The sequence below is a fragment of the Sporofaciens sp. JLR.KK001 genome, assembly GCF_036941055.1.
In the GTDB taxonomy this organism is placed as follows: Bacteria; Bacillota; Clostridia; order Lachnospirales; family Lachnospiraceae; genus Sporofaciens.
The window spans coordinates 1-20,170 of the sequence record NZ_JAYMNO010000002.1 but is presented as its reverse complement, the minus strand read 5'-3'; the positions used below and the strand labels follow the sequence as shown (position 1 = coordinate 20,170).

General features: G+C 48.6%; 20 protein-coding genes and 1 pseudogene. 16 read left to right on the top strand and 5 right to left on the bottom strand.

Going from position 1 to position 20,170, the window contains the following annotated elements; all coding sequences use genetic code 11:
• The first annotated feature begins 124 nt into the window (after positions 1 to 124).
• The 3 genes from VSQ62_RS25340 to VSQ62_RS25330 are packed head-to-tail and all read left to right on the top strand — an operon-like array spanning position 125 to position 2,513.
• The gene (locus tag VSQ62_RS25340; RefSeq protein ID WP_334637824.1) at positions 125 to 1,333 is read left to right on the top strand and encodes an AAA family ATPase; all 1,209 of its coding nucleotides are present in this window, start codon (positions 125 to 127) and stop codon (positions 1,331 to 1,333) included.
• A complete protein-coding gene (locus VSQ62_RS25335; RefSeq protein ID WP_334637823.1) occupies positions 1,311 to 2,120 on the top strand; it encodes a DUF4435 domain-containing protein in 810 nt (269 codons plus the stop codon). The genes VSQ62_RS25340 and VSQ62_RS25335 overlap by 23 nt, the downstream gene beginning before the upstream one ends.
• Positions 2,121 to 2,132: 12 nt before the next feature.
• The gene (locus VSQ62_RS25330; protein WP_334637822.1) at positions 2,133 to 2,513 is read left to right on the top strand and encodes a hypothetical protein; all 381 of its coding nucleotides are present in this window, start codon (positions 2,133 to 2,135) and stop codon (positions 2,511 to 2,513) included.
• A gap of 78 nt (positions 2,514 to 2,591) precedes the next feature.
• On the opposite strand, the gene VSQ62_RS25325 is transcribed toward VSQ62_RS25330, so the two are convergent.
• Positions 2,592 to 3,416, bottom strand: coding sequence for a zf-HC2 domain-containing protein (locus tag VSQ62_RS25325; protein ID WP_334637821.1), 825 nt, complete (start codon positions 3,414 to 3,416; stop codon positions 2,592 to 2,594).
• A 14-nt stretch (positions 3,417 to 3,430) separates the two neighbouring features.
• Positions 3,431 to 3,910, bottom strand: a complete 480-nt coding sequence (locus VSQ62_RS25320; protein WP_334637820.1) for an RNA polymerase sigma factor — start codon at positions 3,908 to 3,910, stop codon at positions 3,431 to 3,433.
• 158 nt (positions 3,911 to 4,068) lie between these two features.
• Here VSQ62_RS25320 and trxA point away from each other — a divergent pair, with 158 nt between their 5' ends.
• Positions 4,069 to 4,377 (top strand): thioredoxin, encoded by a 309-nt coding sequence (gene trxA, locus VSQ62_RS25315; protein WP_334637819.1) that lies wholly within the window; start codon positions 4,069 to 4,071, stop codon positions 4,375 to 4,377.
• A 63-nt stretch (positions 4,378 to 4,440) separates the two neighbouring features.
• On the opposite strand, the gene pepT is transcribed toward trxA, so the two are convergent.
• A complete protein-coding gene (gene pepT, locus VSQ62_RS25310) occupies positions 4,441 to 5,673 on the bottom strand; it encodes a peptidase T (protein WP_334637817.1) in 1,233 nt (410 codons plus the stop codon).
• A 164-nt stretch (positions 5,674 to 5,837) separates the two neighbouring features.
• On the opposite strand from pepT, the gene VSQ62_RS25305 reads away from it, so the two are divergent.
• From VSQ62_RS25305 to VSQ62_RS25250, 12 genes are all read left to right on the top strand, one after another.
• Entirely contained in the window at positions 5,838 to 7,304 is a 1,467-nt protein-coding gene (locus VSQ62_RS25305) for a UDP-N-acetylmuramoyl-L-alanyl-D-glutamate--2,6-diaminopimelate ligase (RefSeq protein ID WP_334637816.1), read from the top strand.
• A complete protein-coding gene (gene priA, locus VSQ62_RS25300) occupies positions 7,294 to 9,522 on the top strand; it encodes a replication restart helicase PriA (RefSeq protein ID WP_334637815.1) in 2,229 nt (742 codons plus the stop codon). Before VSQ62_RS25305 ends, priA begins: the two co-directional genes overlap by 11 nt.
• Positions 9,523 to 9,552: 30 nt before the next feature.
• Complete coding sequence (gene def / locus VSQ62_RS25295; RefSeq protein ID WP_334637813.1) at positions 9,553 to 10,026, top strand: peptide deformylase; 474 nt, start codon at positions 9,553 to 9,555, stop codon at positions 10,024 to 10,026.
• On the top strand, positions 10,027 to 10,956 hold the full coding sequence (gene fmt, locus VSQ62_RS25290; protein WP_334637812.1) for a methionyl-tRNA formyltransferase: 930 nt from the start codon (positions 10,027 to 10,029) through the stop codon (positions 10,954 to 10,956).
• Positions 10,957 to 11,235: 279 nt separating this feature from the next.
• Positions 11,236 to 11,934, top strand: coding sequence for a zinc metallopeptidase (locus VSQ62_RS25285; protein ID WP_334637811.1), 699 nt, complete (start codon positions 11,236 to 11,238; stop codon positions 11,932 to 11,934).
• Positions 11,935 to 11,948: 14 nt separating this feature from the next.
• Positions 11,949 to 13,250, top strand: coding sequence for a 16S rRNA (cytosine(967)-C(5))-methyltransferase RsmB (rsmB, locus tag VSQ62_RS25280; protein ID WP_334638514.1), 1,302 nt, complete (start codon positions 11,949 to 11,951; stop codon positions 13,248 to 13,250).
• A gap of 32 nt (positions 13,251 to 13,282) precedes the next feature.
• Positions 13,283 to 14,362 (top strand): dual-specificity RNA methyltransferase RlmN, encoded by a 1,080-nt coding sequence (gene rlmN, locus VSQ62_RS25275; RefSeq protein ID WP_334638513.1) that lies wholly within the window; start codon positions 13,283 to 13,285, stop codon positions 14,360 to 14,362.
• Positions 14,340 to 15,080, top strand: a complete 741-nt coding sequence (locus tag VSQ62_RS25270) for a Stp1/IreP family PP2C-type Ser/Thr phosphatase (RefSeq protein ID WP_334637810.1) — start codon at positions 14,340 to 14,342, stop codon at positions 15,078 to 15,080. Before rlmN ends, VSQ62_RS25270 begins: the two co-directional genes overlap by 23 nt.
• On the top strand, positions 15,077 to 17,251 hold the full coding sequence (gene pknB / locus VSQ62_RS25265) for a Stk1 family PASTA domain-containing Ser/Thr kinase (RefSeq protein WP_334637808.1): 2,175 nt from the start codon (positions 15,077 to 15,079) through the stop codon (positions 17,249 to 17,251). The genes VSQ62_RS25270 and pknB overlap by 4 nt, the downstream gene beginning before the upstream one ends.
• A gap of 37 nt (positions 17,252 to 17,288) precedes the next feature.
• Positions 17,289 to 18,167, top strand: coding sequence for a ribosome small subunit-dependent GTPase A (rsgA, locus tag VSQ62_RS25260; protein ID WP_334637806.1), 879 nt, complete (start codon positions 17,289 to 17,291; stop codon positions 18,165 to 18,167).
• 2 nt (positions 18,168 to 18,169) lie between these two features.
• Positions 18,170 to 18,832 carry a ribulose-phosphate 3-epimerase gene (rpe, locus tag VSQ62_RS25255; RefSeq protein ID WP_334637804.1) on the top strand — a complete coding sequence of 221 codons (663 nt, stop codon included), beginning with the start codon at positions 18,170 to 18,172 and terminating at the stop codon, positions 18,830 to 18,832.
• Positions 18,825 to 19,487, top strand: a complete 663-nt coding sequence (locus VSQ62_RS25250) for a thiamine diphosphokinase (RefSeq protein WP_334637803.1) — start codon at positions 18,825 to 18,827, stop codon at positions 19,485 to 19,487. Before rpe ends, VSQ62_RS25250 begins: the two co-directional genes overlap by 8 nt.
• Before the next feature lie 60 nt (positions 19,488 to 19,547).
• Here VSQ62_RS25250 and VSQ62_RS25245 read toward each other — a convergent pair whose 3' ends face one another.
• Positions 19,548 to 19,745, bottom strand: a complete 198-nt coding sequence (locus VSQ62_RS25245) for a hypothetical protein (protein ID WP_334638512.1) — start codon at positions 19,743 to 19,745, stop codon at positions 19,548 to 19,550.
• A 202-nt stretch (positions 19,746 to 19,947) separates the two neighbouring features.
• Positions 19,948 to 20,170: pseudogene (locus tag VSQ62_RS25240) on the bottom strand (AAA family ATPase); the annotation flags it as partial.

Genomic DNA, 20,170 nt, shown 5'->3' with positions numbered 1-20,170 from the left:
TGACCGGTTATGTGAACGAATATGAATATACATTAGGTTTACATCCGAACAATGAAATTTTTGCTTACTTTTTTTCGGCTATGTGATACAATCATAAGAGAATGTTATAATGAAAGGAGATTTTATGGCCAGATTCAGTATTTCGGGGCTTTTTGGGCATTTTAATTATGAGTTGCATATAAGAGAGAATGGGATAACAATTTTGACCGGACCAAATGGATATGGGAAAACGACAATAATTCGTTGTATTTATGCAATAGGGAATAGTGATTTAGACTTCTTTTTTGAACCAATTTATGACACGATAGAAGTAACGGCGGAAGATGAAAGAAAAAGGTTAACAATTGTTTCAAAAGATGACTATGTATTGTTTAACGGTAAAAAGATTAAACAGAAATATATCCGGTATTTTAATCGTGGTATGGATATAGCCAAGAAGAAATTAGTCAGCTATGTAGAAATGGAAGAATTTTCAAAAGAGAAAGAGGATTATAGAGAGATTTTAAGTATAATGAAGGATATTTTTGGAGATGTCTTTTTTATCAGTGAGCATAGAATAGTGGGTGATAGGACCCGAAGATCAATACGATATATTGGTGAAAGGAGTATAGAAAGAGAGTGGATTGAGTCTACAGAAGAGATCCCGGATAAACTTGAGAAATGTATGCAGGAAGCAGAGGGGAATTATTCGCAAAAAGCAAATGAACTGGACAGTACTTTCCCGGAGAGACTTTTTATTCAAAAAGAAGGGATTTCAGAGAAGGATTTTTATGAAAGCCTACAACTTATGCATACTCGTGTTCAGAAATTACATAATAATGGATTTACTCGGATGCGGGAATTGAAAAATATGGAATTTCGAAGAGAAGATGCACGTGCTTTGAAGGTTTATTTTGAAGATTTTGACAGTAAATATCGAGAATTTGAGGGTATATTGGATAGACTGGAATTATTTCAGAATATAGTCAACCGGAGATTTCGATTTAAGAGAATGGAGATTTCATATACACGCGGGCTGGTTGTTATTGATGAAACATCAGGGCGACCGATTCATTTATCAAGATTGTCATCTGGTGAAAAAGAAATAATTGTATTATTTTATAATTTATTATTTGAGAATTCGGACGGTGGCTTTCTGCTGATTGATGAACCGGAGATGTCTTTGCATATTGCTTGGCAGAGAATGTTTATCGAGGACTTAAAGAAAATATCAGAGCTGAGAAAGTTGACATTATTGATTGCAACACATTCCCCGCAGATTATTAACGGGAACAGAAACATTCAGATAGATTTAGGAGAATTGTATAAGAATGGACTCAATCAGAGAAAATAGGACGAAAGAGGATATCCTTGAAGAAATTCGTTTGGAGAGATCTGAAGATATACGGAATGAAAAATGCTTTGTTATTGTTGAGGGATCTGACGATGTACTTTTTGCTAAGAAAATCTTTTGTGAAAATGTGATATGTATGGAATCTTTTGCAGGGAAAACTGGTTTGCAGGAGATTCTTGAGGAAGATGAACAAGAATCAGATGATATTATTGGAATCAGGGATAGGGATTATGTGAATGAAAGAGACTTATCACAACGAATATTTCTGTATGATCACTGTTGTTTGGAGCTAATGTTATTAGCGGATCGCTGCATTTCTACAAGTTTTCACCAGATATATTATAAAGGGAAAAGTACATGTGAGCTTTTTCTAATAAACGCTATGCGTCAGCTATCAGCTTATAGTATATTAAGGAAAAAGAATGAGACAGAAGAATTGGGAATAAATTTCAGGAATGTAAGGTTTGGTGATTTGGTTGATTTTGCCAGTGAGAGATTAAACGATGAAGAACTATTTCTAAGGGCAAAAGAGCAGGAAAGATATGTAAGGTGCAAGCAGGAAGCAGATGCAGTAGATGATCAGGCACTATGGAATATTACAAATGGTCATGATATATGTACATTTCTTGGACGGTTGTCGAAAAGCGGAAAAGCGAATATGAACGAAGACAGAGTTAGGAATGTCTTGTTGGTAAGTTATCGAAAAGAGGATTTTGTTAAAACACAGCTGTATCAAGATGTGTTATCTTACCAACGGCAAAAACATTTAAGGTTTTTAGAAGAGTGAGGTATATTCTAAATGAAATATAATAAAAATATTGTTCTAAATATTTTGAGCAGTGAGTTTTTTGATCAGATTGAAGAGTATGCTTTGGAATGTATCTGGCGATTAGATGAATCTGAGTTATATGAGATAATAGAAGAAGATGTAGATTGTGCAGAATTAGATTATATAGATGAACTAAGAATCATTGAATATGATGTAAGAGAAGAAGAGGATATGGAATATATCGAGGGAATATTGGAAGTTTCTGCTTATATAGATGGATATAGTATTTGGGAAGACGAAGAAGAGGACGAGGATATTATCAGTGGAAATGGGCTATATATAATGGAGATGAAGTTTGAACTGTCTGGTTGCCAAGGGAAGTATTCCGATTTAGAGTTGGAGCAGATATAATAAAATTAAGGACTTCATTCAGAATAATTTGCCGAGGGGTGACCATCCGGTCCCCCCCTTCGCAACATCCTTTAGCTTCTAATAATAAAGGCTCAATATCCCACCCTCATACTCCGGCAGCACTTCATATCCATCAGAATACCCACCGGCGCCGTTCTCAAGCCGATCTTTCTCATGCGCCACCCGCTCCTCAACCTTCTTAGGCGCAGCTTCAATCTTCTGTCCGTCTTGCCATATGGCAAGCTTCCCGTCTCCTTTCCCTTCATAACAGATAGAGAGAGTTTCGCGGATCACGAACTCTGCGTCGGGTAATGACGGATCTTCCATATACACATGTTCTTTGAGAGGCACGGCAAATGAACATTGGGTAAAGCTGGGCGTCTCCAGAACATTTTTTGCAAAAGCAGAGCATTTCTCAAAGGCTACCTTATCCTCACCTTTTCCGTGGGATGGTGAGGAAGGCAGTGCGTCAGGCGTATAGGCGGGAATCTTAAACGGAACATCGCTTTCCAGGGTAAAGTAGAGATTCCCGTTCTCCAATAGATACAGCTCTGTGACACGGACGTCTTCTGCCTTGACGCGGCTGTCAAGTCCAGGTATTTTCCAATACAGAGTATTGGTGATTACGGACATTATGATTATGGCGATGATCAGGGCGAAGGAACAGAGAGGAATGATCCTTGCCAGAGTCAGCCGGTTGGCAATCTTCTTGAAATCTCTGGCGTCACATGGCAATTCATCCTTAATTGGCGGCAGTTTTTCATCCATTGCTTCCAGATATTTGCGGCAATCTTCGCATTCCGGCAGATGTTCCTCCACCAGATCCATACTCTTTTCGCTGCACACGCGGTCTTTATACAGGGGCAGCAGGTCTTTGATAACATCACAGGATATTTTACTCATATCAACGTCTCCTTTCAGGTTTGTATCAGTTCCCGTATCTTAAGGCGGGCTCTGTGATATGTGACTCTCGCCCAGTTCTCCTGTTTATCGAAGATCTCGGCGATCTCTTTGAAGCTTAGGTCTCCCAGTACCCGCAGGGTAAATACTTCTTTGTAAGGATCGTCCAGGCAGTGCAGCAGCTTGTAGATGGACAATGCCTCGTCCTTTTGGATGCAGATAGATTCCACATCAGATTCACCGGGCATTTCTTCCAATAGGTCGGAGTGCACCGATTTCTTCTTGCGGGTGTAGGAGATGTAGAGATTCTTGGCAATCTGGCAGAGCCAGGATTTGACGGAACAGTTTCCGCGGAAATGCTTGATTTCCTTCAAGGCCTTGAAAAATGTCTCCTGCGTAATCTCTTCCGCAATGTTCGGGTCTTTGCTCATCGCGAGAACGAATAGATACACATCTTTGAAAAAACGCTGGTAGATCTCTTCGAAATCAAGCTTCATTCCGTCACCTCCTTGCCTTTATCTTGCACATTAGACGCATGACCTGCGAATTCGTTACAAAGATTATACGACTTTTTAAAATTTTCGTAAATAAGTATAAAAATGGAAGGGAAATAGGGTATAATACAAATATCATTATAGAAGAAAAGGAGAAAAAGATGGCAGTAATACATTTAACCAAGGATAATTTTAAAGAAGAGGTATTGGAATCTAATGTACCGGTGTTAGTTGATTTCTGGGCAACCTGGTGCGGACCATGTCAGATGGTAGGCCCAGTGGTCGAGGAGATCGCGGGAGAGGTCACGGACGCGAAGATCTGTAAGGTGGATGTGGATGCGAACCCGGAGCTTGCCAGGGATTATAGGGTAATGTCTATTCCGACCCTGATGGTGTTCAAGAACGGGGAAGCTGTGAAGCGGGAAGTGGGTGCGAAGCCGAAGGCTGAGATCCTGGATATGCTGAGATAGAGAGCGGACAACGAGCCAGGCGGACATGCCTGCATGCACACCTGGCTCCTGCGGACGTGCTTCTTATCTGATAATAGTATCGATTGTGTACAGCTTCACCAGCTCCGCGATGATATCCACAACCTTGTCCATTCCTTCTGCTGTGATATGCTCATAAGGTCCGTGGTAGGCGTGTCCGGCAGCTCCAAGATTCGGACACGGCAGTCCCATGAAGCTTAACTGGCTGCCGTCCGTGCCGCCGCGGATGGGGAGAATGAGCGGAGCAACACCGGCATTCTCACAGGCGGTCTTGGCGTTGTCTACCAGATGCATGCAGTCTGTGATGATCTCGGCCATATTCTTATACTGCTCCGTAATCGTAAGGGTTACCGTTCCTACGCCCCATTTCTCGTTCAGATTCTTCTCGATCAACCGAAGAGTGCGTTTTCTCGCCTCGAAGAACTCCTTATTATGATCCCTGACAATATAATTCAGATGTGCTTCGGAGCATTCTCCCGACATACTTGTGAGGTGATAGAAACCTTCATAGTCTTCGGTGCCCCGCGGCGTCTCCATACCTGGCAGGAGGGAATTGATCTCCATGGCGACCAGGCTTGCATTGATCATGGTATCCTTGGAAGAACCTGGGTGAACGTTGAAGCCCTTGACGTCGAACTGTGCTTTGCAGGCATTGAAGCTCTCGTACTGGATCTCGCCTTCCGTGTCGCCGTCGATGGTGTAGGCATAATCTGCGCCGAATGCTTCCACATCAAAATGTGAAGCCCCGCTTCCGACTTCTTCGTCCGGGGTGAATGCGATACAGAGCGGACCGTGCGGGATCTGTTCCTGCTGAATCCGTTCCACCAGGGTAAGGATCTCGGCGATACCGGCCTTGTCATCTGCCCCAAGAACTGTGGTGCCGTCGGTGGTGATGAGGGTACGGCCCTTTAAGTCTCTTAAGTGCGGGAAATTTACAGGGCTTAAGATCAGTCCGCTGTCCCCAAGCGCTAAGTCCTCCCCGTCATAGTTCTCTGTGATCAGGGGGCGGATCTCATGGTCGCAGAAGTCCGATACGGTGTCCATGTGGGAGATAAACCCAATGGCGGGCTTGTCTTCTAGCCCTGCGGTTGCAGGCAGCTTACCGTACAGATAGCACTGGTCGGTGAGCTTAACGTCGGTAAGCCCCAGCTCCTTCATCTCTTCTTCGAGCAGGCGGGCAAGGTCAAACTGACATTCGGAGGACGGAACCGTCGTGCTGTCCTCATCGCTGGGCGTGCGAACTACCGCGTATTTCAATAATCGTTCGTATGCTTTCATAATCATATACCTCTTTTCTGTATTTTCTTCTTATTAATAAAGACATCTTAACATAAAATTAGAAGGGATGCATTATTAAATATATCTGTTGTAGAAAAATAGTTTGAAGTATGGTAAAATTCTATGTTGAAAGTTAGGTATAGAAACCAGGAGGCGGTATAGTCATGAGATTAACTCAGTTATTAGAACGTTTGAGATATGAAGTCAGCCAGGGAAGCGACGAGATCAATGTTACCGAGCTTATCAATGATTCGCGGAAGGTAACGGAAGGAAGCGTGTTTGTCTGCATCAGCGGCGCGGTTTCCGACGGGCATGCTTATGCCGGGGACGTGGCAGAGAAGGGGGCGGCGGCCCTTGTAGTGGAGAAGGATGTGGATGTCCCGGAGAATGTGACGGTGATCCGTGTCGAGGATACCCGGTATGCGCTGGCGCTGATGTCGGCAGCTTATTTCGGATATCCGGCAGAGAAGCTTAAGGTCATCGGGATCACAGGGACGAAGGGGAAGACCACTACCACTTATATGGTGAAGTCGATCCTGGAGGGAGTCGGACATAAGGTGGGGCTGATCGGCACTATTGAGGCTTTGATCGGTGAGAAGTCCATCCCGGCGAACAATACGACGCCGGAATCTTATACTATCCACAAGTATTTTGCGGAAATGGTTGAGGCAGGGTGCGACAGTGTGGTGATGGAGGTGTCTTCGCAAGGGCTGATGCTTCACCGCACGGCAGGGATCATGTTTGAGATCGGGATCTTCACCAACCTTGGGGAGGACCATATCGGGCCGAACGAGCATAAGGATTTCGAGGATTACAAGCGGTGCAAAGGAATATTGTTTACCCAGTGCCGCCTTGGGATTGCCAATGTGGATGATCCATGGTATGAGGATGTATTCAAGGATGCGACCTGCAAGGTTGAGACTTTTGGATTTACAGAGAAGGCAGATCTTCGCGCTGTAGATATCGAGCATATTACGAGGCCCGGGTATCTGGGAGTCAGGTATCATGTGAGCGGACTGATGGATTTTGATGTAGAGATTGATATACCTGGAGATTTCAGCGTATACAATTCTCTGACGGCGATTGCCGTGTGCAGGCATTTTGATGTTCCTGTGGAAAATATACAGAAGGCGCTTAAGGTGGCGAAGGTACGGGGGCGGATCGAGATGGTGAAGGTATCGGATGAATTCACCATGATGATCGACTATGCGCACAATGCCATGAGCCTTGAGAGTCTCCTTCATACGCTCAGGGACTATAGACCGGAGCGGATCGTGACCATATTCGGGTGCGGCGGCAACCGTTCCAAGACCAGGCGGTATGAGATGGGAGAAGTATCGGGGCGTATGTCTGATTTCACGGTCATTACTTCGGATAATCCGCGTTTTGAGGAGCCGCAGGATATTATTGATGATATTATCACGGGAATCAAGAAGACGGACGGCGAATATATTGCGATCTGCGACCGGAAAGAAGCGATCCGTTATTCCATCGAGCATGGCAGGCCGGGGGATGTGATCGTTCTGGCGGGGAAGGGCCATGAGACGTATCAGGAGATCAAGGGTGTGAAGTACGATATGGACGATCGTATCCTTGTGAAGGAAGTATTAGAGGAAATGCATGTACGCTGATATCATTATCGACATTACGCATGAGAAACTGGATAAAATATTTCAATACAGCATCCCTTCTGATCTGGACGGGGTGCTTCAGATTGGCATGGAAGTGATCGTGCCTTTTGGAAGAAGCAACCGGGAGACAAAGGGTTATGTGGTAGGATTTTCCCAAACCACGGAGTACGACGCGGCGAAGATAAAGGAAGTCCTGTGCATTGCAAAGGACAGCGTTGCGATAGAGTCAAGGCTTGTGAATCTGGCGGCGTGGATGAAGGATTATTACGGCGGGACGATGATACAGGCGCTTAAGACGGTAATCCCCATCAAGAAGCAGGAGAAGGCGCGTAAGAAGAGGTATATCCGGCTCTGTGTGGATGTGGAGGCGGGGAGGCAGCGGCTAGAGCATTATCTGCATCTGAACCAGAAGGCAAGGGCAAGGCTTCTGGCGGCGCTCTTAGACGAGCCAAGACAGGAATATGAGCTTGTCACGAAGAAGCTGAACGTGACCCGGACAGTGGTCAGGGCGTTGGAAGAGCAGGGAATCGTTTCCCTGGAATCAGAGCAGGTCCTTAGAAACCCTGTTCGGCATAAGAGCCGCCGGGAGGAGATACCGGAATATACCAAGGAACAGCAGCATGCGATCGAACAATTCTGGGAAGACTACAGTCAGGGAATCCGGAGGACCTATCTGGTCTATGGTGTGACGGGAAGCGGGAAGACCGAAGTCTATATGGAGATGATCGCAAGAGTGCTGGATGAGGGCAGGCAGGCGATCGTCCTGATCCCGGAGATCGCACTTACATATCAGACGGTCATGAGATTCTACGGACGGTTCGGCGACCGCGTGTCCATACTCAATTCCAGAATGTCACAGGGGGAGCGTTACGATCAGATGGAGCGGGTGAAGGCCGGTGAGGTGGATGTGATGATCGGCCCGCGTTCCGCGCTGTTTACCCCGTTTCCTCGTCTGGGGCTGATCGTCATCGACGAAGAGCATGAGACTTCTTATAAGAGCGAGCAGGCGCCGCGGTATCATGCCAGAGAGACGGCCATCAGGAGGGCCGGGACGGAGGATGCCAGCGTTGTGCTGGGATCTGCGACGCCGTCGCTTGAGTCCTTTTATGCCTGCAAGAAAGGAGATTTTCAGATCCTTGAATTGAAGAAACGGGCCGGAGCAGGGGAACTTCCGGCGGTCTATGTGGTAGATATGCGTAAGGAGATGAAGGCGGGGAATCGTTCTATCATCAGCGACCGCCTGAAAAACCTGATAAAAGCGAGGCTTGAGAGGCATGAACAGATCATGCTTTTTCTTAACCGGAGGGGGTATGCCGGATTTGTTTCTTGCAGGTCTTGCGGATATGTAGTAAAATGTCCTCATTGCGATGTATCGTTGTCGTCGCATCGGAACGGGAAGCTGGTCTGCCATTACTGCGGTCATGAGGAAGCGCAGATTACGGTCTGTCCCTCCTGCGGTTCACAGTATATCGGCGGTTTCCGGGCGGGTACACAGCAGATTGAGGAGCTGGCGGCAAGGCAGTTTCCTGGCGCACGTATCCTGCGGATGGATCTGGATACCACTAGGACGAAGGATGGACATGAGAAGATACTGGAAGCATTTGCCAGCGAAGAGGCGGATATCCTGATCGGGACACAGATGATCGTCAAGGGGCATGATTTCCCTAATGTGACGCTGGTGGGGATCCTGGCGGCAGATATGTCCCTGTATTCGAATGATTACCGTGCGGGCGAGCGGACATTCCAATTACTGACCCAGGCGGCGGGGCGCGCCGGACGCGGGAGGAGCAGGGGGGAGGTCGTGATACAGACTTACAGCCCTGAGCATTATAGTATTGAGATGGCCGCGGCGCAGGATTATGAGGGATTCTATGATGCCGAGATGAAGTACAGGGAGCTGATGGGCTATCCGCCGGTGGAACAATTGCTGGCAGTCCTGATGACCGGGCCTTTGGAGGAACTGCTTGATACGGCTGCAAGGTATCTGAAGGATTTCGCGGTGCGCCTTGATAAGAACAGGCAGCTTCAGATTGTTGGCCCTGCAAGCCCTTATGTGGGGAAGGTGAATGATGTATATCGGCGTGTGCTTTATCTGAAAGGCGCCGATTATAAACTGCTGATCGAGGTGAAGAACCGGATGGAGCAGTATATAGAGATCAATGAAGGATTTAAGACTATGAGGATTCAATTCGATTTTAATCCAATGAATATATTTTAGTAATCATTAAGACCGGGAGGAGAGCAGATTATGGCGATTAGGAAGATCCGTGAGCTTGGAGATGAGGTACTCACGAAGAAATGCAAAGAAGTAACGAAGATGACGCTGAGGAACAGGATCCTCATCAGCGATATGCTGGATACTATGTATGAGGCGCAGGGAGTAGGGCTTGCCGCGCCTCAGGTCGGGATCCTTAAGAGGATCGCGGTGGTGGATATCGGGGATGGTCCGGTGGTTCTGATCAATCCGGAGATCTTAAGCACGGCAGGAGAGCAGACCGGTGACGAGGGGTGCTTAAGCGTTCCGGGGAAGGCCGGTACGGTGACCAGGCCGGATTATGTGAAGGTGAGGACTTATACCGAGGATATGGATGTGATCGAGATCGAGGGCGAGGAGCTACTTGCAAGGGCGCTCTGCCATGAGATTGACCATCTGGAAGGGAAGATGTATGTAGATCTGGTTGAAGGCGGGCTGCGCGACGTGGATTATGAGGAGGAAGAATAGATGAAGGTTATATTCATGGGAACGCCGGATTTCTCGGTGGGAACCTTTGAGGCCCTGATAGAAGCGGGGCATGAGATCGTGCTTGCAGTTACCCAGCCGGATAAGCCTAAGGGAAGAGGGGAGAAGGTGCAGTATCCGCCGGTGAAGGAGGCGGCTCTTAAGCATCAGATCCCGGTGTTTCAGCCTAAGAGGGTCAGGGCGCCGGAATGTATCGAAGAATTGAGGAAATACGATGCCGATATCATGGTAGTCATTGCATTTGGCCAGATCCTTCCGAAGGAGATTCTTGAGATGACGCCCTATGGATGTGTGAATGTCCATGCGTCTCTGCTGCCGAAGTATCGGGGGGCCGCGCCGATCCAGTGGGCCGTTATCAATGGAGAGAAGGTGTCAGGCGTGACGACGATGCAGATGGACGAGGGGCTCGATACCGGCGATATGCTGATGAAGACAGAGATCGTCCTTGATGAGAAGGAGACTGGCGGAAGCCTTCATGATAAGCTCGCCAGAGCCGGAGCCGGACTTTGTGTTCAGACGTTAGAGGCGCTTAAGGATGGAACGGTTGTGCGGGAACCGCAGGGGGAGAGCACGACAGAGTATGCCCGGATGCTTGATAAGGGCATGGGCAGGATTGACTGGAGCAAGGATGCGAAGTCCATTGAGTGTCTGATCCGGGGACTGAATCCATGGCCAAGCGCCTATACAGAGTGGAATGGCAGGACCATGAAGATCTGGGAAGCGGATGTGGCGGATATAGATGAAGGCAGGGAGCCTGGGACGGTGATCCGGGTGGAGAGGGACGGATTCTGCGTGCAGACGGGGAGAGGGAGCCTTAAGGTACGCTCCTTGCAGATACCCGGGAAGAAGAGGATGGATGCGGGGGCGTTCCTCAGAGGGTATCAGGTAGATGCGGGGACGGTGCTTTCATAAGAAGGCGGACGTTCCCCCGCGCCATTCGCAAAACCGCAGCTAGCGCTGCTTTCTCGCCGCAGCGCGGCTAATTTTGCTCATAAGAAGGCGCTCCCTGCATGAGCCACCATTCTGCTAAGTCCTTGTGCGAGCACAAACTTAGCAGAATAATGGCTCATGCGTGAACTGTGGTGAAAAAGTTAAGAATTGTTAAATTTATATGAAAAACAGGTATTTTACCTGTTTTTCATATATAATACTCTGTATGTGGTATTGATATAGTTTGGGAGGCGTATATTTATGTTTTATGGTTTTTATGATCCTACGTATATTCTGGTCGTGATTGGTCTGGCGATCTGTCTGTTGGCGTCGGCTAAGATGCGTTCTACTTTCAATAGATATTCCCGGGTCAGGAATCATTCCGGGCTTACCGGGAGAGACGCGGCGGAGCAGATCCTTCGGCGTGCCGGGATCTATGATGTGCGGGTGGAGCATGTAGGCGGGAATCTGACGGATCACTATGATCCCAGATCCAAGGTGCTGCGGCTGTCGGACGCCACATATGGTTCTACATCCGTTGCGGCGCTTGGAGTTGCTGCACATGAGTGCGGGCATGCGATCCAGCATGATACGGGTTATGTACCGCTGCAGGTTCGGAGTGCGTTGGTTCCGGTTGTGAATTTTGGAAGCTCTATCGCGTGGATCTTGATTGCGATCGGCCTGATTTTTAACAGCCGTTCTTCGATATTATTTTTGAATCTGGGTATACTGGCGTTTTCGCTGGCAGTTATCTTCCAGTTGGTGACGCTTCCTGTCGAGTTTAACGCGTCCAGCCGTGCGATCCATATCCTGGGCGGGAGCGGGATGCTCTACGAGGACGAAGTGAATGCGACGAAGAAGGTTCTGTTTGCGGCGGCGCTTACCTATGTTGCCGGTGCGATCTCATCCATCCTGCAGCTTCTCCGTATCATAATGATCGCGAATAACCGGAGACGTTGATGGAGGAGAGAGGTATGGCGGCATCCGTAAGCGGGCGTGAACTGATTCTTGAAATATTGCTCCAGATTACACGGGACGGTGAGTACAGCCACATTGCTCTTAAGAATGTTCTGGACCAGTACCAGTATTTGGATAAGAAAGAGCGTGCGTTTATCACGAGGGTGGTAGATGGCACGCTTGAACGCATGATTGAACTTGATTATATTATTGACCAGTTTTCTAAGGTTAAGGTCGGGAAGATGAAGCCGGTGATCCGGACGATCATCAGAAGTGCGGTATACCAGTTGAAGTACATGGACAGTGTTCCCGATTCTGCCGCCTGCAATGAGGCCGTGAAGCTGGCGGTGAAGAAGGGATTTGGGAATCTTAAGGGATTTGTCAACGGCGTACTGCGCAGCATCAGCAGGAACCTTGCAGATATTTCGTATCCGTCCGGGGACGAAGGCCTCTTGGGTTTATCCGTCCGCTATTCCATGCCGGAGTGGATCTTAAGGCAGTGGATGGACGAATATGATGAAGAGACTGCGTGTATGATGGCGGAGGAATTCTTGAAGGAGAAGCCGGTGACGGTCCGGTTTGATCCGGATAAGATCTCCAGGGAAGAACTGGTCGGAATTCTGAAGGAGGAAGGGGTCCATGCGGCAGAAGACGCCGCGCTGCCCTGTGCGCTTCATCTTAGCGGCCTGGATTACCTGATGAAGCTTCCAAGCTTCCGGAAGGGATATTATCAGGTACAGGATATCAGCTCTATGCAGGTGGCAGGCTGGGCGGACGTTAAGGCCGGCGATTATATCATAGATGTCTGTGCGGCGCCGGGAGGCAAGGCGATCCATCTCGCGGAGGCGCTTCGCGGGACAGGCCATGTGGAGGCCAGAGATCTGACAGACTACAAGGTGCAGATCATGCAGGATAACATTATGCGGAGCGGGCTTTTGAATATTGAGACGGTGCGGATGGATGCGCGCCGCCTTGATGAGGCGTCTGTCGGGAAAGCGGACATTGTGATTGCGGATCTTCCTTGTTCCGGGCTTGGCGTGCTTGGCAGGAAACCGGATTTGAAATATAAGATGACGCCAGAGAAGCAGAAGGAGCTGACAGCGCTTCAGCGGGAGATATTATCTGTAGTGAAGGAATATGTGAAGAGCGGCGGCAGGCTGCTCTATAGTACCTGTACGATACATCGGGGAGAGAATGAAGACAATGCCGGATGGTTTGTACGGCAGAACCCGGAATTTGGCTTGATCCGGGAACAGCAGATGCTCCCGGGCAGAGACGGCGGAGATGGATTCTATATTGCCATGTTCCGCAGGAACTGACGGGAAGACAGAATAGGACATAGATGAAAGTGATGGATAGAAAAGATATCTGTTCTTATGATTATAGAGAATTGGAAGACGAGATCACTGGGATGGGCGAGAAGTCCTTCCGCAGCAGGCAGATCTATGAATGGCTGCATGTGAAGCTTATCGGTGATTTCGCCGGGATGACGAATCTGTCCAGACAGTTGCGGGACAGACTCGAAGGAGAATATAAGATTGCCGGAATGCGGGTGGCCGAGCATCAGATTTCCAAGGCGGATCCCACAGAGAAGTTCCTGTTTGAACTTGAGGACGGCAACATGATCGAGAGCGTTCTGATGCGGTATACATATGGCAATTCCGTATGCATCTCCTCACAGGCGGGCTGCCGTATGGGCTGCAGGTTCTGTGCATCGGCGATCGGCGGGCTTAAGCGGAATCTTACTGTGTCGGAGATGTTAAGGCAGATCTACCAGATCCAGACGATATCAGGGGAACGAATCTCTAATATCGTGGTGATGGGAACCGGAGAACCGCTTGATAATTATGATAATTTTGTCAAATTCGTTCGTATGGTAAGCGATGAGTATGGATTGAATATCAGTCAGAGGAATATTACCGCTTCCACCTGCGGGATCGTACCCAATATGCGGAGGCTGGCTTCGGAAGGGCTGCAGATCACGCTGGCGTTGTCTCTTCACGGTTCAAACCAGGAGAAGAGGGAGAGACTGATGCCGGTGGCGGGACAGTACGAATTGACAGATGTGCTTGAGGCGTGCGATTATTATTTTCAGGAGACGGGCAGAAGGATTACATTTGAATACAGCCTGGTATCAGGTGTGAACGATCAGCCGGACGATATCAGAGAGCTTACAGGCATTCTGAGGAAACGGAATTGTCACCTGAATCTTATACCGTTGAACCCTGTCAGGGAGCGGGATTACAGGAAGCCGGACAGGGAAAGTGCCCTTGATTTCAAAAATAAACTTGAAAAAAACGGAATTAATGTTACTATAAGAAGGGAAAGAGGCTCTGATATAGACGGAGCCTGCGGTCAGCTCCGCAGACGTTATGCCGGGGAGAACGGCCGCAAACAGGGAGAAACAGATGAAGATATATGCAATGACTGATGTGGGAAGAAAGCGTGAGGTCAACCAGGATTATGTATATGTGACGGATAAGCCGATCGGGCCGTTTCCGAACCTTCTTGCGGTAGCCGACGGGATGGGCGGTCACAAGGCGGGGGATTTTGCGTCCAAATATACGGTAGGAGTCCTGCGGGAAGAACTGGAGAATACTCCCTTGAACAAACCGGAAGAGATTCTGCGCAATGTTGTCAGTATTGCGAATGATAAATTGATCGAAGCTGCATCGGCGGACATCAAGCTGGAAGGTATGGGGACGACATTGGTGGTGGCAACGGTTGTTGGCAATACACTGTATTTTGCCAACGTGGGAGACAGCCGTCTCTACCTGATCAATGAGAAGATACGCCAGATATCCAAGGACCATTCTCTCGTGGAGGAGATGGTCAGGCTTGGCGGGATCAAAGCCGAGGAAGCGAAGAACCATCCGGATAAGAACATCATTACAAGGGCGATCGGAGTCAAAGAAGGAGTAGAAGCGGACATCTATGAGTACCGGCTGAAGAAAGGCGATATGATACTGATGTGTACGGACGGCCTGAGTAATATGGTAGAGGATGAAGATATGTTTGATATTGTAAGGGGTTCCCGTGATATCGTGGAAGCGGTGCAGATGTTGATCGAGAAAGCGAACAGTAACGGCGGGAGAGATAACATAGGGGTTGTTATGGCAGAGCCACTTGCAGATGAGGTGAGTGTATGAGTGTAAAAGATGGTATAGTGCTGGGTAAACGATATGAAGTGCTGAGCAAGGTCGGCGCAGGAGGCATGGCGGACGTCTATAAGGGCAAGGACCGTATGCTGAACCGGTATGTGGCGATCAAGGTTCTCAAGAAGGAATACAAAGAGGATGAGAATTTTGTACGTAAGTTCCGTTCAGAAGCTCAGGCGGCGGCAGGATTGATGCATCCTAATATCGTGAACGTATATGACGTCGGAGAAGACCGGGGCTTATATTACATGGTAATGGAGCTGGTTGAGGGCATTACGCTGAAGGAATATATAGAGAAGAAGGGGAGGCTCTCGCACAAGGAAGTGATCAGTATTGCGATCCAGATGTGTACGGGGCTTGGAGTCGCCCACGCGGCAGATATTATCCACCGGGATATCAAGCCGCAGAATATCATCATTTCCAAGGACGGCAAGGTGAAGGTGACGGATTTCGGCATTGCCAAGGCGACCACCTCCAATACGGTCAGCTCTAATGCGATGGGGTCTGTACACTACACGTCGCCGGAGCAGGCAAGAGGCGGGTTCAGCGACCAGAGAAGCGATATCTATTCGGTAGGTATCACCTTGTTCGAGATGGTGACTGGACAGGTGCCTTTTGACGGAGATTCTACGGTGTCGGTGGCGATCAAGCACCTGCAGGAGGAGATTATGTCGCCGTCGGAGCTGGTGCCGGATATTCCGTACAGCTTAGAGCAGATTATTTTGAAATGTACGCAGAAGAACAGTGAGAGAAGATACAGGAATACGGATGAACTGATCCAGGATATGAAGCGTTCTCTGGTGGATCCGGACGGAGATTTTGTGGCGATACCGCCGCAGCGTAACGCGAATACGGTGATTATCAGGGGCGATGAGCTGGACATCATCGGCGATGCTTACGAGGATGAAGACGATTTCGACGAATATGATTCCCGTGATTTCGGCAGAGACCGGGAATATGATGAATATGACGACGGTGAATACGACGGTCATGGTTATGACGACGATTATGATGATCGCGGCTATGATGATGACTATGACCGAGATTATGATGATTTTGACGATGAATTCGATGAATATGATTCCAGACATGGTTCGGGCGGTGTGAATCCGCGGATGAATAAGGTGATGAAGATCCTGACTGCAGTGGTGATCGTCATTATCCTGTTTATCGTGATATTTACCATAGGAAAGACCGCGGGATTGTTTAAGTTTGGTCCGACGCTTAAGAATGAGAAGACGAAGGACGACGAGGTTAAGGTGCCGAATGTAGTAGGCAAGACGGAAGATGAGGCGAAGAAGGCGCTCAATGAAGTCGGTCTGGGATTCAAGGTAGATGAACGGAAAGAGTCTAAGCAGTATGAAGCCGGAACTGTGAGTGAGCAGAAGACAGAGGCCGGTAAGAAGGTGAAGAAGAACACGACGGTTCATGTGGTAGTGAGCTCGGCTCTGGTCGGTGATAAGATCAAGGTTCCGGATGTCAGCGGGATGAGCGAGGACGATGCCCGGAGTCGGCTTCAGCAGGAAGGCTTCAAGAAGATAGCGACGCCGCAGTACGAATATAGTGATTCTGTGGCAGAAGGAGATGTGATCGGCACGACGCCGGCCGCCAATGCGGAGGCGACGGAGGATACCGAGATCGTGATGCGGGTCAGCAAGGGAACGGAGAAGAAGACGGTTCCGAACTTGATCGGTATGATGGATGCGGATGCCCAGAGTGCGATCCTTGCCGAAGGATTGGTTGTGGGTTCTGTGGGTTATGAGTATAATGACGACGTTCCGGAAGGACAGGTGTATGCCCAGAGTGTAGACGGCGGCAAGAAGGTTGCGCCGGGAACGGCTGTTGGGATCTCGGTCAGCAACGGACCTAAACCTGCCGAGAAGGTAGAAGTGCCTCCGGTTACGGATACGTCCCTGGAGAATGCAAGACAGCTTCTTAGCAGCGCCGGTCTTAGTGTGGGCAATGTATCCTACCAGTATAGTGATTCTGTGACGGCCGGCAATGTGATCAGCTGCAGTCCGGGAGTAGGGAACAGTGTGGAAGAAGGTACTTCCGTAAGCCTTGTAGTAAGCCAGGGGCCTAAGGGTTCAGGCACAGGCACAGAACCGGAGGAACCGGAGGATCCGCCGCAGACTGTCGATCCGGGAATTTTCGGATTTTAACGGTGTTTTGTGTCGGCAGCAGATGGGTGGTTGATATATGCATGGTAAGATCGTGAAAGGGATTGCCGGATTCTACTATGTACATGTGGTAGAATCCGGTGTTTATGAATGTAAAGCGAAGGGAATCTTCCGCAAGGAGAAGATCAAACCGCTGGTAGGAGATAATGTAGAGATAGAGGCGCTGGATGAAGAGGAGAAGACGGGCAGCATAATCCGTATTCTGCCGCGCAGTAATGAACTGATCCGTCCGGCGGTGGCGAATATAGACCAGGCGTTGGTTGTTTTCGCGGTTCTTAAGCCCGCCCCGCATTTTAATCTTCTGGATCGTTTCCTGGTCATGATGGAGAGCAAGGGTCTGCCGGTGATACTCTGCTTTAATAAGACGGATATTGCGGACGGATCACAGATCAGCGAACTGCGGGAGGTTTATCGGGAGAGCGGCTATCCTCTGATGTTCGTAAGCGCATGGAAGGAAGAGAATATTGACGAAGTCAGACAGGCTCTTAAGGGGAAGACGACGGCGATCGCCGGCCCGTCGGGCGTGGGTAAGTCCTCGCTGATCAATGTGCTGACTCCTGAGGCGAACATGGAGACGGGAGCGATCAGCCGGAAGATCGAACGGGGGAAGCATACGACCCGGCATTCAGAGCTGTTTCTCATTGACGGAGATTCCTATATTATGGATACTCCGGGATTCAGTTCTCTGTATGTCAATGATTTCGAGAAGGAAGAATTGAAATATCATTTCCCGGAATTCGCGCAGTATGAGGGGACATGCCGTTTCCAGGGATGCGACCATATACACGAGCCGGGATGCGGGGTGAAGCAGGCCGTGGAGGAAGGGAAGATACATCCTGTCCGCTATAAGGACTATACGGAGATGTATGAGGAATTGAAGAACAGGAGGAGGTATTGAGTATGGATTATATATTGGCCCCGTCGATTCTGGCGGCTGATTTCAAGGTTCTTGGCCGGGAGATTCAGGAGACGGAGAAGAATGGCGCCAGGTATCTGCATTATGATGTGATGGACGGGATGTTTGTGCCAAGTATCTCCTTTGGTATGCCTGTATTGGCGTCTATCCATGATGCGTCGGATCAGGTGATGGATGTTCATCTGATGGTTCAGGAGCCGATCCGCTATATAGAAGATTTCAGGAAAGCCGGAGCAGATCTGGTGACGGTTCATCTGGAGGCGTGTGCGGATGTAGATGCGACGCTTGGGAAGATCCGGGAGTGCGGCCTGAAGACAGGCTTGTCCATCTGTCCTGAGACTCCGGCAGAGTCCGTAGAGCCTTATCTTAAGGATATAGACATGATCCTGGTTATGAGTGTGCATCCAGGCTTCGGGGGGCAGAAGTTTATCCCGGAATCATTGGATAAGATTCGTAAGATACGCGGCATGATGGAAGCACAGGGGATATCGGCGGATATCGAGGTGGACGGCGGGATCGGCCTTTCGAATGTGCGGGAAGTTCTTAACGCGGGAGCGAATGTGATCGTTGCAGGCTCCGCGGTATTTGGAGACAGAACGGCGGAGAATACGAGAGAATTCATGGAGATACTGAGAGAATATGAGTAAAAGATGTGTAATTATCAGCGGCGGGGAACTGGATGAAGAACTGACCCTTTCTGTTCTTAAGCAGCAGAAGGACAGATGTGTGATCGGGGTGGACAAGGGCGTAGAGTTCCTGTACTATCATCAGATTATGCCGGATTATATCGTGGGTGATTTTGACAGTACGCGAGAGGAGATCAGGGATTATTACAAGAATGAGACGAATGTGCCCATAAGGGAGTACAATCCGGTAAAGGACGCTTCCGATACCGAGATTGCGATCCGTCTTGCTATGACGCTGGGATATAAGGAACTTATTATCCTGGGCGCCACAGGAGGAAGGGTCGATCATCTGTGGGCGAATGTGCAGAGTCTTGCAATACCTTTCAAAGCCGGAATAGATGCGAAGATCATGGACCGCCAGAATTCCATATCTATTATAGGCGGCGGTGAGACGCATCTGAAGAGGGGAGAGGTTTACGGGCCGTATTTTTCTGTATTTCCGCTGGGGGAAGAGATATTCGCATTCGATATCAGGGGAGCCAAATATCCGTTGAGAAATCATACGCTGAAGCCTTGTAACAGCCTTTGCGTCAGTAATGAAATTGCGGAGGGTTCCGATGAAGCGGTGATTAGTTTTCCGGCGGGGAGGGTGATTTTGATGCAGACACGTGATTAGCGGGTATCTGCACATTTTTCACCAGGCATTTCTTCTGAAAGAATGCAATTTCGAGCCTCTTTACATTCTTATATCCATCATGTTCCACCTTTTTTGCGTATTGCTTTTCGCAATCTGTGCAAGCGCTTTATCGCATTCGCTTTCTAGCTGAGTTTCGTAATATGCCCGTTTTGCTTCCGGCACGACGGCTCTGCGGTTTTTACGATCTTTTATAACGATATCGGAACGCCTAAGTCTGTTTTCGTAGTTCGATTCTATACGGTATCCTGCATTAGAGAATAATCCGATTAGAAATGCATGGTAGAAGCTTTCGGCATAATCATGGTAGCTGATGGTATCAAACAGAAGATCTGAGATTAATTCGGTTAACAGCTTTGCATTTCCATCTCATAATGCCGCAAATAGAATCTTTCGGTCCTCTTTTGCGGCAGTTTCTATAAGCCATGCTTTGACACTTTTTTTAAAAATCCCAAGCTCCGAAATGATATCCATTGTACCATTTACGAAGCTCTGAGGCATAAGACGTAAGATTCGTATCCGCGAGCAGGCAGTCAACTTCACGCTGTATAGAGCAGAAGTATTCATTGAGCTGCGTATCTGAGATGGTATCCGATACAAAATTATTTGTTCCTGTGAAAATACTTTCTTTGACAATTCGCAGACATCCGGTAATCACTGCAAAT